Origin of the sequence: Rhodoferax sp. UBA5149 (assembly GCF_002413825.1) — a bacterium.
In the GTDB taxonomy this organism is placed as follows: domain Bacteria; phylum Pseudomonadota; class Gammaproteobacteria; order Burkholderiales; family Burkholderiaceae_C; genus Rhodoferax.
The window spans coordinates 3,005-18,362 of record NZ_DHXT01000055.1 but is presented as its reverse complement, the minus strand read 5'-3'; the positions used below and the strand labels follow the sequence as shown (position 1 = coordinate 18,362).

Genomic DNA, 15,358 nt, shown 5'->3' with positions numbered 1-15,358 from the left:
TAGTCGGAGCCAAAAACAAGCTCTTTGCCGGCATAGGCGTTGGCGACTTCTTCGCTGATGTCGGCTTTCGCCAGGTCGGCGATCTGCCGCACGCAGGCCAATTTCATGGCTTCGGTGATCTTGGTGGCGCCGCAGTCCAGTGCGCCCCTGAAAATGTAGGGAAAACAGAGGACATTGTTCACCTGGTTCGGGTAATCCGACCGGCCGGTGGCGATGATGCAATCCGGGCGCACCGCTTTGGCCAGTTCGGGACGGATTTCAGGCTCCGGGTTGGCCAGCGCCAGAATGATGGGCTTGGCCGCCATGGTCACGACCATGGCCTGCGTCAGCACGCCGGCCGCCGAGCAACCGAGGAAGACGTCGGCGCCGTTGACGACATCGGCCAGGGTGCGCATTTCAGTTTTCTGCGCGTAGCGGGCCTTGGACTCGTCAAAGCCGCCGGGGCGGTTTTCGTGGATCACGCCCTTGGAGTCGCACACGTAGACGTTTTCGCGCCGCACGCCCAGGCCGACCATCACGTCCAGGCAGGCCAGCGCCGCCGCGCCGGCGCCTGAGACAGCGACCTTGACCTCTTCAATGCGCTTGCCGACCAACTCCAGCCCGTTGAGCAGGGCAGCGCTTGAGATGATGGCGGTGCCGTGCTGGTCGTCATGAAATACCGGAATGTTCATGCGCTCGCGCAACTTCTTCTCGATGTAGAAGCACTCGGGCGCCTTGATGTCTTCCAGATTGACGCCGCCCAGGGTGGGCTCCATCGCCGCAATCATGTCCACCAGTTTGTCGGGGTCACGCTCGGCCAGCTCAATGTCAAACACATCAATGCCGGCAAATTTCTTGAACAGGCAGCCTTTGCCCTCCATCACGGGCTTGGCGGCCAGCGGACCAATATCACCCAAGCCCAGCACCGCCGTGCCGTTCGTGATGACGCCCACCAGATTGCCGCGCGAGGTGTATTCCGCGGCCAATGACGGGTCGGCTTCAATGTCCAGACAGGGGTAGGCCACGCCCGGCGAATAGGCCAGGGACAAGTCACGCTGGTTGGACAAGGGCTTGGTGGGGGTGACTGAAATCTTGCCGCGGGTGGGGAAACGATGGTAGTCGCGCGCCGCTTCACGCAGGGCGTGTTCTGCGGGGGAAAGTTCTTTCGTCATTCAGGTCTCCAGTTTTGTTCTATATAGCCAATAGGCTACTCGGTGCGTAGCCATTCTGACATTGGTAATTGTGCCTACTTGAGCAGCTCGTTCAAGGTCCGGGCGATTACTTTGGTCGCCCGACGCAAATCTTCCAGCGCGAGCCGCTCATCGGCCCGCTTGGCGTGGGACTCCAGCACCGTGCGCGGTCCGGCGCCGTAAATGACGCCCGGAATACCCATCTCGCAGAACAGGCGAACGTCAGTGTACAAAGGGGTTCCCAAGGCCGGAATGTCTTCGCCGAAAACGATTCGGCCATGCTTCTGAATGGCCGCCACCAGGGGCTGGTTGCCCGGCAAGGGCTGCAGAGCCTTGGCCAGCAAAATGCGTTTGACGTTCACCGTGATGCCGGGTTTTTGGGCCGCGGCATCGGCGATGATCTGGCGCAGGCTGGCCTCGACTTGCGCCGGGTTTTCTTCGGGAATCATGCGCCGGTCCAGCTTGAAGGTGACACGACCCGGAATCACGTTGGTGTTGGTGCCGCCTTCGATCATGCCGACGTTCAGGTAGGGGTGCGTAATGCCTGCCACCGCGGAATGCACTTGTTGGTACAGCGTGTTTTGCGCGTACAGGGCGTTGAGGATGTGGACCGTGGCCTGCAAGGCGTCCACCCCCGAGTCCGGAATGGCCGCGTGCGCTTGTCTGCCATGCACGGTGACTTCCATCTGCAGGCAGCCGTTGTGGGCCGTGATGACCTGGTAGCTAAAGCCGGCGGCAATCATCAGGTCGGGGTGGATGATCTGGTGTTGCAGCAGCCAGGCCGGCCCGACTTCGCCACCAAATTCTTCGTCATAGGTAAACAGCAGTTCGACACAGCCCCGCACGGGCTTGGCAACCGCTTCAAGCGCCCGAACCGCGAACGCATAGGTTGAAAAATCGCACTTGCTCACGGCTGACGCACGGCCATAGATATGGCCGTTTTCGATCTCGCCGCCGTAGGGGTCATGGGTCCAGCCCTCGCCGGGTGGAACGACGTCGCCATGCGCATTGAGGAGAATTGTTTTGCCCGGACCGTAATGGCGGCACACCAGCAGATTGGTAATGCTCTGCAGGCCGACGGCGCGTACTTCCGCTTCAGGGACCGGGTACTTTTTGGCGTCCAGTCCAAGCCCATGCAGCAGTTCGGCGGTGCGCTCGGCGTGCGGTGCATTGTTGCCCGGTGGCGTATCGGTGGGGACGCGGATCAGCGCCTGCAAGAACTGCACTTGCTCATCAAAGTGCGCGTCAATCCAGGCGTCGAGTTGTTCGTCAGTGGTCATGAAAAATCAGGTTTGGAATGTTCAAAACTCGCCCGCAAGCTGGCCCAGCAACAGTGAAAAGGCTTGCACCGCCAATTGCATGTCATCGCTGGTGCTGCTCTCCAGCGGGTTGTGGCTGATGCCGGCGTTTTGCCCGCGCACAAACAGCATGGCCTGCGGCATGATGTCGTGCAGCTTCATGGCGTCGTGGCCGGCGCCGCTGGGCATGCGGTGCAGCGGAACGCCCAGCGCCGCCACGGCGGCCTCCCAGCGCCCTTGCCACTCGGGCGCACTGGGGGCAGCGCTGACGCGTAGCGTTTCTTCCAGTGTGTAATGCAGGCCGCGGCGCTCGCAGATGGCTTTGAGCTCGGCGCGCACATCGCGGTCCAGCGCGTCGCGCTGGCCGTCGGTGGGCGCTCGCAAATCCAGGCTGAATTCACAGCGACCGGGCACCACATTGATGGACCCGTTGGGCACCTGCAGCATGCCCACGGTCGCGACCGAGTTGCCATCGCGCGCCGCACGCTGTTCCATGTAGAGAATCAGCTCGGCGGCGGCCGTGGCGGCGTCGTGCCGGCGATCCATCGGTGTCGTGCCGGCATGGCAAGCTATGCCGGTGACGGCTGCCAGGTAGCGCACACTGCCGTTGATGGAGGTCACGATGCCCAGCGGAATATCGAGTTCGTTGAGCACCGGACCCTGCTCGATATGCAGCTCCACAAAGCCCAGGTAGGCCTGGGCATGGCGTTTGAGAGACGGTATCTCTTCAATGCGCAGGCCCGCCTGCTGCATGGCCTCACGCATTGAAATCTGGTCGCTGTCGCGCTGTTCCAGCCAGCGCGCATTGAAGTCCCCGGTGAGGGCGCCAGAGCCCAGGAATGTGGCTTGGTAGCGTTGGCCTTCTTCTTCGGCGAAGGCCACGACTTCCAGGGTGAACGGAAGGCGCTGGCCGCGGCGTGACAAGTCGTGCACACAAGCCAGCGGGACAAAAATACCCAGTCGGCCGTCGTACTTGCCACCGTTGCGCACCGTGTCGTAGTGCGAGCCGGTCAGCAGGGTTTTGGCCTCTTTGTCACTGGATAAATATCGTCCGACGACATTGCCAACGGCGTCGATATGAACTTCATCAAAGCCGCATTCAAGCATGCGGTCCTTGATTTGCGCGGCGCAGGCGCGGTGTGCCTCGGTAAGGTAGGTGACCGTGAGCTGCCCCTTTTCGGGGTAGCCCGGATCACTGAATTGCGCCAGTTCTTCATGCCAGTCCCACACCAGGTTGCCAAGCGTGGGTACGGCACCGAACTTGTCGTTCAGGCGGAGTTCGGCTATGCGATGGATGTTGCGCAGGCATTCCGCGCGTTCAAAATCGGGATGGCCGTGCAAACGGCGCTCGAAGGTGTCGATGATCTCCTGTCGGGTCAAGCCGGTGCCGCGGGGGCCGCGCACGGCGAGGACGAAGGGGAAACCAAATTTTTCATGGTAGGCGGCATTGAGGCGCTGGATGGTGGCCAATTCATCCGGGCTGCACTCGGTCAGCCCGGCCTTGCCTTGTTCGTTGGCGGACTCGGTGGTGAGGGCCTGGCCGACCATCGCTTTGCCAGCCAACTCCGGGTGCGCCCGGATCAGCGTCAGCTGGGCTTCACGCCCTGCCGCGGCCACGACCCGGGTCATGGCGTGCTTCAGATGCGCGAGTGAGGTAAACGGCCGCGCTGCCAGTGCTTTCTCCGCAATCCAGGGCGAATGCTCATACACACCCGCCAGCAGGCGCGTGGCCGCTTCGAGGGGCACGGCGTTGAGTTGTTCAAGCGTCATGGCCATGTTCGGTCGCGCGCTATGCCTGCGCTGTGGGCTGGTAGGGGTGGGCTAGTTTCCAGTGCCGGGCAATGTCGATGCGCCGGCAGACCCAGACCCGCTCAAACTTTTCGATGTGGTCCAGGAAGCGCTGCAGTGCGGTGATGCGCCCCGGCCGACCCAATAGCCGACAGTGCATGCCGACACTCATCATGCGCGGCGAGTCGGAGCCTTCGGCGTACAGGACGTCGAAGGTGTCCTTGAGGTACTGAAAGAAGGGGTCGGCGTGTGAGTAACCCTGCGGCAGCGCAAAGCGCATGTCGTTGCAGTCCAGCGTGTAGGGCACGATCAGTTGCGGCACCACTGCACCGTCGGATTTCCTGACCTTCATCCAGAACGGAAGGTCGTCCCCGTAGTAGTCGCTGTCGTACTCGAAACCGCCAAAGTCGGCCACCAGCCGGCGTGTGTTGGGGCTGTCGCGCCCGGTGTACCAGCCCAAGGCGCGTTCACCGGTCATTCTGCTGATGATTTCCATGCCGATGCGCATGTCCTCGCGCTCGGTGTCCTCGTCGACGTTCTGGTAATTGATCCAGCGCCAGCCATGGCAGGTAATTTCATGTCCCAGTTCTTTCAAGCCATGTACCAGTTCCGGGTGGCGCTCCAGCGCCATGCTCACGCCAAACACGGTCAAGGGCAGGCGGCGTTTCTCGAACTCCCGCAGGATGCGCCAAACACCCGCGCGTGAGCCGTATTCGTAGAGCCCCTCCATGCTGATGTGGCGTGCCGGATAGCTCGGCGGGTTGAACATCTCGGACAGGAATTGCTCGGAACCCGCGTCCCCGTGCAGGATGCTGTTCTCGCCGCCTTCCTCGTAGTTCAGGACAAACTGCACGGCCACACGGGCCTTTGCGGGCCACTGTGCGTGCGGTGGCGTGCCGCCGTAGCCGATGAGATCGCGCGGGTAGGCAAGCGTGCTGTCGTAGTGGTTCATAAATTCAGGACCGGGCAGTGGAGAGCGTGTTGCCGGGCGCTTTGGGGTCAAACGTCAGTTGCGCCTCGACGTGGTGCAAGTGTTCGTCCATCAGCCGAACCGCCCTGGCCTCGTCCCGGGCGGCCAGCGCTTGCACAATGTCGGCATGGTCTTCATTGGAATGTTCAGCCGCGCTGGCGGACTGGTACATCAAGGTAATCAGCGAGCAGCGTGAAATCAGTTCAGCCAGCATTTGGGCCAGCACCTCATTGCCCATGAGCGCCGCCATGCGAACGTGAAAATCTCCCAGCAGCGCGGTGCGCCCTGCAACGTCCTGGCGCTCCACGGCTGACTTTTCTTGTGCCACATGCGCTTGGAGCGCGCTGATCATGGCCGGCGTGACGTCGCGCACGAAGGCTCTTGTCATTTCGGCCTCCAGCATGCGGCGCACCTCGAAAACCTGTTTCGCCTCCGTGACCGACGGGGTGGCCACAAAGGCCCCGCGCGCCGGTTCCAGGCGGATCAAGCGGTTTTGCGCCAGCTGGAACAGGGCCTGCCTGACGAGGGTGCGGGATACGCCAAATTGGTCTGCCACCTTTTGCTCGGACAGTTTGGTGCCGGGCGCAAGGCGGTGCTCGACGATGGCCTTGCTCAAGGCGTTGACGATGAAACTGGTGGCGGAACTGACAGCGGAATTGGCGGTATCGAGCTCCATGACGGCATGATAGCTCCAATCCGAAAAAGTGTATACACTTTCGTTCAGCTGCCAGTAGGGTCGAGGTGGCGCTTGCATTGAAGAAGGACACACCATGGGCTTGAGCACACACGTACTGGACACCATGCACGGCACGCCCGCGATGGGCATGCAGGTCGCGCTGTACGCCACGCTGGGGGAAACGGCGACGCTGGTCAAACAGTTCGTCCTCGATCAGGACGGCCGCCACCCGGACGGGCTGCTGCTGGACAACAGCCGTCTCCAGCGTGGCACTTACCGTCTGGTGTTTGACGTCTCAGCTTATTTCAAGGCGCGCGGTGTGGCGCTGCCGGAACCCAATTTTCTGGGCAAAGTGAGCATCGATTTTGGTATTGCCCAGCCTGACCAGCACTACCACGTGCCGCTGCTGGTCAGCCCCTGGAGCTATTCAACTTACCGTGGTTCCTGAGACGCCGCAGATGAAATTAAAGCTGCCCCTCGGTCAGCGTGTCCAGCTGGAAGCGGCCACTGCTGTGCCACAGCCAGGTGTCGGTATAGGTCACGCGGCCCATTCGCGCGGGGACTGGATAGGGCTCAGCAAGGCGCACGGTGCGTTCGATCTCGGCGACGACTTCGGGTGCATGGCTGGGCGCCCGCATCCAGTTGGTGCGGACAACGTGGCCTTTGCCATCGACCTCCACCTGCAGAACGCCAATGGCGTAGAGCAGGGGCGGCATCTTGCCATGATAAATACGGTGAGCGTTTTGCCCGTAGAGATGGGTGGCCGCGTCGCGACGGTAGTCTTGGGGACTGGTGGCGTTGGAGATAGGGGTCATACGCGTTGGCGCAGTTGCAGGTGCAGTGGATTGACTTGAAGCCAGCGGCGGTGCAGCCGGCGCTGGTGGGGATGCCGGTGCTGACGGCAACGGTCTGGAGGCACAGCTGGCCAGCAGGGCGACAGCGCCGGCGGAAGTGGCTGCCAGCAAGGCTTGGCGCAGGGTGGGTAGGTGGTTCATGTGGCGTCTCTGGAGCGAACAATGGTTTCTGGTTGACGATTTGCGGCGTCGGTTAACACTCCGGTGCACACTTTGCCCGAAATGAGGGGCCTTGTGTGTGAATTTTTGGGATCCAAAAAGGTAATGGTTTGTGACTGCTACAGATAGGTTGTTCGCACGCCTGGCACAGGAAGCGGCCGTTATGGTCACGGTGCATGCAGCACGCGGCTCGGTGCCGCGCGAAAAAGGGGCCTGGATGGCGGTTTTTGCCGAGGGCACCGTCGGTACGGTGGGGGGTGGTCAGCTGGAGTTTGCGGCCATCCATGAAGCCCGCCAGCGTCTGCTGGGCGGCGAAGGCGAGCCGGTATTGCGCTATGCCTTGGGTCCCGCATTGGGCCAGTGTTGCGGCGGCGAGGTGCATCTTCGCTTTGAGGCGGTGCGAGCGGCGGACCTCGACGCGCTGCAAGTGCGCTTGGCCGTCGCGCGCGTCCCGCTGGCCCTGTTTGGCGGCGGCCATGTCGGTCGTGCGCTGGTGCGGGTGCTTGCGCGCTTGCCGCTGCAGCTGACCTGGATTGACAGCCGCGAGGAGGTATTTCCGGCAGGCCTGCCTTCCCATGTCAGCTGCGAGCATTCGGACCCGGTGCAGGCGGCCGTCAGCGGCCTGGCCAGCGGCTCACGGGTGCTGATCATGAGCTTCAGTCACGCCGAGGACCTGGATGTGGTGGCGGCCTGTCTCACGCGCCAACGTCTGCACGCTGACTTGCCGTATGTGGGATTGATTGGCAGCCAATCGAAGTGGGCCACGTTCCGTCACCGGCTCGAAGCGCGAGGCTTTTCAGCGCAGGAGTTGGCCCACATCACCTGCCCGATCGGCGTTCCCGGGATTTCCGGCAAAGCGCCGGAGGTGATCGCGGTCGCCGTGGCGGCACAAATATTGCAAACCTTGTAACTCTGCAGTGAAAGTTGCAAGTACCGAAAGGGTCAAGACGGATGGAAAGCTACTACCTCGACTGGGCCAACCTGCTGTTGCGCTGGGTTCACGTCATCACGGCCATTGCCTGGATTGGCTCCTCGTTCTATTTTGTTTTTCTCGACAGCAGTCTGACGCCCCCGCTCGATGAAGACCTCAAAAGGCAGGGCGTCAGTGGTGAGCTGTGGGCCGTGCACGGCGGCGGCTTTTACCATCCGGTCAAGTTCAATGTGGCGCCGCCCAAGCTGCCGGCGCACTTGCACTGGTTTTATTGGGAGAGTTACAGCACCTGGCTGTCGGGCTTCTCGCTGTTCACCGTGTCCTACTTGTGGAACGCCAGCACCTACCTGATTGACAAATCGCGCATGGACTGGGCACCGGCCACGGCCATCGCAGTGACGCTGTCATTTCTGGTGTTGTTCTGGCTGCTGTACGACCTGATCTGCCGGGTTTTTGGTCCACGCAAGCACGGTGACGCGATCGTGGGTGCGCTGGTGTTCACGCTGGTGTGCATCGCCTCATGGCTGGCCTGCCACTGGTTTGCGGGCAGGGCGGCCTTTTTGCTGGTGGGCGCCATGATGGCCACGGCCATGAGTGCCAATGTGTTTTTCTGGATCATCCCGGGACAGAAAAAAGTGGTGGCGGCCCTCAAGGCCGGCGCGCCGGTGGAGGCTATTCACGGCCAACGCGGCAAGCAGCGTAGCGTGCACAACACCTATTTCACCTTGCCGGTGTTGTTTACCATGCTCAGCGGCCATTACAGCTTGACCTACAGCCAGCCGCTGAACTGGCTGGTGCTGATGGCGATGATGTTTGCCGGCGCGGCAATCCGCCAGTTTTTTGTGATGCGCCACGGTTACAAGCTGGGACGCAATGGCAATCCGCTGCCCTATGCGCTGCTGGGGCTGGCGGCCGTTCTGGCGGTGATCGTCTGGCTGAGGCCGGTGCAGCCATCGGGCACAGCCAATATTGCTACAAATTCAGTAGCGTCTGGTGCATATCCTGCGGGGGCTGAGGGCCTAATTAGTTATAAGAGTTTGCAGGTGGTGCTGGCCCAACGCTGCTATATGTGCCACGGCGCACTGGTGCAGATGAAGACCGTGCGGCTGGACTCAGCGCAAAACGTCAAGCGCCACGCTCAAAACATCTACCAGCAAGCCGTGGTGACGAAAGTGATGCCGATGAACAACGCGACCGGCATCTCCGAGGTCGAGCGTCAGGTCATCAAGCAATGGTTTGAGGCGGGCGCTAAAACGGATTGATGTCTCGTCGCGGCTACATGCCTACCTCTGCGTGACCGCACGCTCGGCCAGGAAGATCTCGATCCGGCGGTTCTTGGCGCGGCCGGCATCGTTGTTGTTGTCGGCAATGGGCTCGCGCGAGCCACGACCATCGATCTGGATGCGACGCCCATCCACGCCGCGCGACACCAGGTAGTCGCGCGCGCTGCCGGCACGGTTGATCGACAGCGGGTTGTTGATGGTGTCTGATCCGGTGCTGTCGGTGTGTCCGGTGATGCGGATCTCGGTATTGGGCTGGCTGGTCAATCCTTGCGCAAACTGGTCAAGGATAGGCCGCAGATTCGGCTTGATGTCGGCGCGCCCCGTGTCGAACGAAATGTCACTCGGAATGTTCAGCTTGAGCTGGTTGTCGGCCGTCTGCGTCACCGCCACGCCGGTGCCGGCAGTGGCCTTTTCCATGGCAGCCTTCTTCTGGGCCATCTGGTTGGACCAGATGTAGCCGCCCAGAGCCCCCACACCGGCTCCCACGACTGCGCCGCCGCGGCTATCGCCAATGACCGCGCCCGCCAAGGCACCCAGGCCCCCACCAATGGCCGCGCTGCGTTGCGCCTCCGTCATGTCGGCGCAGCCGCTGACCAGCACGGCGACGGCACCAAGGCCAAGAACGATGACGCGGCTACGAGAGGCAAGAGTTTTCATTGTTTTTCCTGAAGGATTGTTCATATATTTGGCTTTTTTGATTCAATTGGCAGCTACCACATCGGTGCCTCATGGCGTGACGTTTCGAACCCGGACTTTGGCTGCGACTTTGACGCGTCTGAATAGTTCCGACAGCAGAGCCCCCGGGCACGAGAAAATCTTACCCGCTTTCGCCAAACTGCCTTGTAGGACGACGCCGTGTCAGTGACCTGCACACGGTGCACTCGATAGCTTGGTGTTTTGCCCTGGTATCAGTCCACCCGTGCCCCGGACGCCTTCACCAGTCCCTCGTATTTGGAGCGCTCGCTTTGCATGAAGGCACCAAATTCTTCCGGCGTACTCGGCACCGGCTCAGCCAGCAGGGTGGCAAAACGGCTTTTGGTTTCGGGCGCGTTGAGGGCTGCCACGAAGGCTTGGTTGAGCCGGGTCAGCACGTCTTTGGGGGTCGCCGCAGGCGCCACCAAACCCCACCAAGTGTCGATGGCAAAGCCCTTGAGGGTGTCCGCCATCGGCGGTGTGTCGGGCAAGGCGCCCGCACGCGTCAGCGTGGTCACGGCAATCGCCTTGAGTTTGCCGGAGCGGATGTTGGGGGCTGCGGTGGCCAGGTTGTCAAAGTTGAAATCCACCTGGCCGCTGAGCAAGGCCAGTTGCGCCGGGCTGCCGCCGTTGTAGGGAATGTGCACGGCGAAGATGCCGGCTTCTTTCTTGAACATTTCGCCGGCCAGATGGCCTGCGCTGCCGTTGCCACCGCTGCCATAGTTGAGCTTGGCGGGGTTGGCCTTGGCGTAGGCAATCAGGTCGGATAGCTGGTTGATCTTCAGGCGCTGGGCGGTCTGGGCGTTCATGACCAGCACGTTGGGCACGCGCACCATCTGGGTGATGGGGGCAAAGTCGGTCGCCGCGTTGTAGGGCAGCTTGGCGTAGAGCCAGGGGTTGACCGCATGGGTGGCGGTGGCCGCGATGCCGATGGTCAGGCCGTCGGGCGCGGCTTTGGCAATCGCGCCCGCGCCGATGTTGCCGCCGGCGCCGGGCCGGTTGTCGATGATGACCGGCCCCAGGGTGTCTCTGACGCGTTCGGCCAGCGCGCGTGCCGTGATGTCAATCGGACCGCCCGCTGCGTAGGGCACGATCAGGTGAATGGGCCGGCCTTGGGCCTGTGCCAGAGGCACGGCGGCGGCAGTGAGGAACGTCAAGGCGGAAAGGAGGAGGGTTTTGTAATGCATGGCGTTATTTTTTTGAGAAATTTCCGCAGGCCAGGCCAGAAGGTCAGACCACGGCCGGCTCATGCGCCTTGTCGGCTTCGGTGATGAAAGCATCGGCGTAAAACTCGTCCTCTGGCAGGCCCGCCTGCGTCGTGTACGCGGCCTTGGCCGAGTCCACGACGATGGGGGCACCGCAGGCATAGACCTGATAGGAAGAAAGATCGGGCAAGTCCTTCAGCACCGCCTGGTGGACAAAACCAGTGCGGCCGGTCCAGCCGTCTTCGGGCAGAGCGTCCGAGACGACGGGCACGTAGCGCAGATGGGGCATTTCAGCCAGTTTGGTCTTCACCCACGCATCCATGTACAGGTCAGACGGGCGACGCCCACCCCAGTACAGCGTGGCAGGGCGTTGGATGCCTTTGAATTGCATGTGTTCAAGCATCGCCTTGATGGGCGCAAAGCCGGTGCCGGAGGCCAGCAGCACGATCGGCTTGCTGCTGTCTTCGCGTAAAAAGAAACTGCCAAAAGGCCCTTCCACGCGCAGGATTTCTTTTTCCTTCATGGTGTTGAACACATGCTCGGTAAATTTGCCGCCTGGCATGTAGCGGATGTGAAGCTCCAGCCCGCCACCTTCGGTTGGCGTTTGGGGCGCGTTGGCCATGGAGTAGCTGCGTCGCGCGCCGTCGCGCAGGATGAACTCCACATACTGGCCTGGGTGGTAGGCAAAGCTGTCGTTGGCTGGCAACTGCAGCTTGAGCAGCATCACATCGCTGGATTTCTTTTCCATCAGGCTGACCCGCGTCGGCATCTTCTTGATGGGAAAAGCACCGGCTTGCGTCACCTGGCGCGACTCCAGCACCACGTCGCTGTGCGCCACGCCGCAGCAGGTCAGCACAAAACCATTGGCTTCTTCTTCCTCGCTCAAGGCTTTGCTTTGATGCGGTCCATGCACCACGCTACCTTCGAGTTTTTTGCACTTGCAGGAACCACAGGCCCCGTCCTTGCAGCCGTAGGGCATGCCAATGTTTTGGCGAATCCCCGCAGCCAGCATCGTTTCACCGGGGTTGGCCGTGAATGAGCGGCCGCTGGGTTTGACGGTGATCTGGAAGCCTTGCGTTCCGGTTTCGCTGCGCGTCATATTGTCTGTATCCTTGAGAACGTTGCATTACTAAACAGCCCTCGATTTTGCCTTCAAACCAAAGCCCTCGTTCCAGCCTGTACGCCACCCGCCCCGGCGCCTTGCCAGCCCGTTTTCGCCGCGCGCGTGTTTTGATCGTGGGTTGCGGTGATGTCGGGCTGCGTGTGGCGCAAGCCCTGTCCGGGCGGGTGCGTTTGATGGCGCTCACATCGAGCGTGGATCGTATCGATGCGCTGAGAGCCCGTGGCATCACGCCCTTGGCCGGTAATCTGGACTCTCCGGCCTCACTGCGTCGACTGGCCGGGCTGGGAACCCGCGTGCTGCATCTGGCCCCCCCGCCGGGCGAAGGCTGGGGCGATCCACGCACCCAGGCCCTGACCCGTGCCTTGCGCCTGCGCAGACTGCCGCAGGCCTTGGTCTACGCTTCCACCAGCGGCGTGTATGGTGACTGCCAGGGTGAGGTTGCTATTGAAACGAGAGCACTACACCCAGATACACCGAGGGCCAGAAGGCGAATTGATGCTGAGCATACGATACGGTTCTTCGGTCGTGCCGCGCAGGTACGCAGCAGCATTCTGCGCATTCCCGGCATCTACGCACCCGATCGCGCGGGCGGCACGCCACGCCCGCGCCTGCTCAAGGGCACGCCGGTGCTGCAGGCGGCGGATGACGTCTACACCAACCATATTCATGCCGACGATCTGGCGCGCGCCTGCGTGGCGGCACTGTGGCGAGGCAAGCCGCAGCGTGTCTACAACGTGAACGACGACACCTGCCTCAAGATGGGCGACTATTTTGATTTGGCGGCCGATCTGTACGGCTTGCCGCGTCCGCCACGCGTGGCGCGCAACACCGCACGGGACCAGTTGCCCCTCAGTTTGCTGAGTTTTATGAGCGAGTCGCGCCGCATGGACAACACGCGCCTTAAACGCGAACTGCGGCTGCAGTTGCGCTATCCGACGGTCAACGCCGGTCTGTAATCACGGGTGCCGGGGCCGGCACTGGCACCGAACCGGCGCCTGACGCGGTCGCCACGCCACATCGTGCGCCAACGCACAGACTCATCTGCCGTGCACGGCAATACTCAAAGCGACGCTGAGCGGATTGCGTGGTCTTGATCGCGCAACCTGCCAGCATGAGCACCGCCAAGGGATCGATCACCTCGATGGATTTCTGGCTCCGATTTTAAAAAAGTGAATCAAATGAATAAATTCAAGAGTTACGCCAGAGTCCTGCCCTGGTTTATGGCATTGGCGCTGGGCGCCGTGACGGCAGGCTGCGGCGGCGGGCGAGACCCCATTCTGGGCTCCGGCGGTGCGCTCCTGCTTACGCCCACGGTCACGGCCGTCGTTCCAGTCAACAATGCCAGCGGCATAGCGATCAGCAACACCGTCATTACGGCGACCTTCAGTGAGCCGATGGCCCCGATCACGGGGGCTGCCAGTTTTACGGTGACCTGTGCGGCGCCTTGCGTCAGTCCGACCGGAACCGTGGCCCTTGACGCCGCCAAGACAACGGCCACCTTTACACTGCCGGTCGCAAGCCCGCTCACGCAGCTGACGGTCTATACCGCCACGGTGACTGGGGCTCAAAGCCTCGCCACCGGTCTGGCATTGGCGAGTCCCTATGTCTGGAACTTCACGACGACGGGCGTAGCGCAGGACAAGATCCGGCCGACCGTGACACTGACCGCGCCGGTCACGACCATTCCAGGCCCGACCACGGGCGTGCCGACCAACGCGGCCATTACCGCGGTCTTCAGCGAAGACATGCTGGCCAGCACCATCACGCCCCTCAGCACCTTTACCGTGACGTGTGGCGCACCGTGCACATCGCCGACTCCCGTGGGAGGCGGCGCGACCCTTGCCAACAGCAGAACGGCGACCTTTACGCCCACCGCGGCGCTGGCGGTCAACACCACCTATACCGCCACGATTAGCACCGCCGCGACTGACTTGGCAGGCAATCAACTGGCAGGAAATCCTGCGTCGCCGACGACGGCCAATAACTATGTGTGGACCTTTACCACGGCGGCGGCGCCCGCCGTGGCGCTACCGGCCTCGGTGCTTTCCACCAATCCGGTCGCCAACGCTAGCGCTGTGTGTCCGAATGCGAGCGTTAACGCGAGCTTCACGGTACCCTCCGGCTTGAGGATGGATCCCGCGACGGTGACCACGGTAACCTTTGCCGTGACCGGGCCGGCCGCGACGCCCGTGGTAGCGACTTCAGTGGTTCTCGATGCTGCCACCGGTCGCATCGCGACCTTCACGCCAACGGCTGCGCTGACCCCCGGTGTTGTCTACACGGCGACGATCAAAGGCGGCGCCGCCGGCGTCAAGGACCAGGGCGCCAACACCATGGCAGGTGACTATATCTGGAGCTTTACCGCCGGCCCTGCGACCGGCAATTGCCTGGCACCGGTCGCTCTGGGCGCGGCTTCGACCTTCGGCGCTTTTGGGGGTTCAGCCGGGATGACCAACATGGGACTTCAAACGGTGATCCATGGCGACATTGGCACCACCGCCGTCTCGACGGCGGTGACCGGGTTCCACGATGCCGGGCCAGGCTGCACTTACACGGAAACCACGCTCAAGACCGGCACCGTCACGGGCCTGATCTATACGGCGGCACCGCCGCCCACGGTGGCCTGTCCGACGGAAGGAACGGCGACCACCTTTGCCATGGCACAGGCGGCCCGTGCCGACGCACTGACGGCGTATAACGCACTCGTGGCCATGCCGGCCGGTGCCAATCCGGGCGCCAACCTGGCTGGGAAAACCCTGGCGCCCGGCGTGTACACCTCCCCCTCGGGCTCGTTCATGATTCAAGGCGGAGATCTGACCCTGGATGCCCAGGGCAATGCGAACGCGGTCTGGGTGTTCCAGATGGCAACCACGCTCACGGTGGGTGGTCCGGGAGCCGCAGCGCCCCAAAGCATCATTCTGGCCGGCGGCGCCCAAGCCAAAAACGTTTATTGGCAAGTTGGCAGTGCAGCGACGATCAATGCGGGAGGCGGTGGGACCATGGTTGGAACCATCATTGCGCAGGCGGGCGCCGCATTCTCCACCGCCGGCAACGTGGCGATCGTGACCCTCAACGGGCGGGTGTTGTCGCTGGGTGCTTCGGTGACGGTGGTGGACACGGTCATCAATGTGCCCGCTCCGTAACGTGAGCTGGCAACGCAAGATTTATTAATGGCAACGCATCACCGCACCTCAATCATCTGGTTGATG

14 protein-coding genes are annotated in these 15,358 nt (G+C 62.3%); 5 read left to right on the top strand and 9 right to left on the bottom strand.

Going from position 1 to position 15,358, the window contains the following annotated elements; genetic code table 11:
• The 5 genes from B3V69_RS04455 to B3V69_RS04435 form a co-directional block, all read right to left on the bottom strand.
• Nucleotides 1-1,151: malic enzyme-like NAD(P)-binding protein (locus tag B3V69_RS04455; protein ID WP_296444183.1), on the bottom strand; the 1,151-nt coding region annotated here is incomplete at its 3' end.
• Between the two features lie 74 nt (nt 1,152-1,225).
• The gene (locus tag B3V69_RS04450; RefSeq protein ID WP_296444182.1) at nt 1,226-2,449 is read right to left on the bottom strand and encodes a M20 family metallopeptidase; all 1,224 of its coding nucleotides are present in this window, start codon (nt 2,447-2,449) and stop codon (nt 1,226-1,228) included.
• A 21-nt stretch (nt 2,450-2,470) separates the two neighbouring features.
• Nucleotides 2,471-4,243, bottom strand: coding sequence for a 2-oxo-4-hydroxy-4-carboxy-5-ureidoimidazoline decarboxylase (uraD, locus tag B3V69_RS04445; protein ID WP_296444181.1), 1,773 nt, complete (start codon nt 4,241-4,243; stop codon nt 2,471-2,473).
• A 13-nt stretch (nt 4,244-4,256) separates the two neighbouring features.
• A complete protein-coding gene (puuE, locus tag B3V69_RS04440; protein WP_296444179.1) occupies nt 4,257-5,207 on the bottom strand; it encodes an allantoinase PuuE in 951 nt (316 codons plus the stop codon).
• A 4-nt stretch (nt 5,208-5,211) separates the two neighbouring features.
• Nucleotides 5,212-5,901, bottom strand: coding sequence for a GntR family transcriptional regulator (locus B3V69_RS04435; RefSeq protein ID WP_296444177.1), 690 nt, complete (start codon nt 5,899-5,901; stop codon nt 5,212-5,214).
• 94 nt (nt 5,902-5,995) lie between these two features.
• Between B3V69_RS04435 and uraH the strand changes: the two genes are divergently transcribed.
• Complete coding sequence (gene uraH / locus B3V69_RS04430) at nt 5,996-6,349, top strand: hydroxyisourate hydrolase (RefSeq protein ID WP_296444175.1); 354 nt, start codon at nt 5,996-5,998, stop codon at nt 6,347-6,349.
• 16 nt (nt 6,350-6,365) lie between these two features.
• Here the strand turns inward: uraH and B3V69_RS04425 are convergent, their stop codons facing one another.
• Nucleotides 6,366-6,716: a hypothetical protein gene (locus tag B3V69_RS04425; RefSeq protein ID WP_414707464.1), complete on the bottom strand. Its 351-nt coding sequence runs from the start codon at nt 6,714-6,716 to the stop codon at nt 6,366-6,368.
• Nucleotides 6,717-7,026: 310 nt separating this feature from the next.
• On the opposite strand from B3V69_RS04425, the gene xdhC reads away from it, so the two are divergent.
• On the top strand, nt 7,027-7,824 hold the full coding sequence (gene xdhC / locus B3V69_RS04420) for a xanthine dehydrogenase accessory protein XdhC (protein ID WP_296444171.1): 798 nt from the start codon (nt 7,027-7,029) through the stop codon (nt 7,822-7,824).
• Nucleotides 7,825-7,865: 41 nt separating this feature from the next.
• Complete coding sequence (locus B3V69_RS04415) at nt 7,866-9,107, top strand: urate hydroxylase PuuD (RefSeq protein ID WP_296444169.1); 1,242 nt, start codon at nt 7,866-7,868, stop codon at nt 9,105-9,107.
• A gap of 21 nt (nt 9,108-9,128) precedes the next feature.
• Here the strand turns inward: B3V69_RS04415 and B3V69_RS04410 are convergent, their stop codons facing one another.
• The 3 genes from B3V69_RS04410 to B3V69_RS04400 all read right to left on the bottom strand — a co-directional run bounded on the left by B3V69_RS04410 (nt 9,129) and on the right by B3V69_RS04400 (nt 12,125).
• Nucleotides 9,129-9,785 carry an OmpA family protein gene (locus B3V69_RS04410; protein ID WP_296444167.1) on the bottom strand — a complete coding sequence of 219 codons (657 nt, stop codon included), beginning with the start codon at nt 9,783-9,785 and terminating at the stop codon, nt 9,129-9,131.
• A gap of 251 nt (nt 9,786-10,036) precedes the next feature.
• On the bottom strand, nt 10,037-11,008 hold the full coding sequence (locus B3V69_RS04405; protein WP_296444166.1) for a Bug family tripartite tricarboxylate transporter substrate binding protein: 972 nt from the start codon (nt 11,006-11,008) through the stop codon (nt 10,037-10,039).
• 43 nt (nt 11,009-11,051) lie between these two features.
• Entirely contained in the window at nt 11,052-12,125 is a 1,074-nt protein-coding gene (locus tag B3V69_RS04400) for a CDP-6-deoxy-delta-3,4-glucoseen reductase (protein ID WP_296444165.1), read from the bottom strand.
• 47 nt (nt 12,126-12,172) lie between these two features.
• Between B3V69_RS04400 and B3V69_RS04395 the strand changes: the two genes are divergently transcribed.
• Nucleotides 12,173-13,105, top strand: a complete 933-nt coding sequence (locus B3V69_RS04395) for an SDR family oxidoreductase (RefSeq protein WP_296444164.1) — start codon at nt 12,173-12,175, stop codon at nt 13,103-13,105.
• Nucleotides 13,106-13,327: 222 nt separating this feature from the next.
• On the top strand, nt 13,328-15,292 hold the full coding sequence (locus B3V69_RS04390) for an ice-binding family protein (RefSeq protein WP_296444162.1): 1,965 nt from the start codon (nt 13,328-13,330) through the stop codon (nt 15,290-15,292).
• Nucleotides 15,293-15,358: the final 66 nt, after the last annotated feature.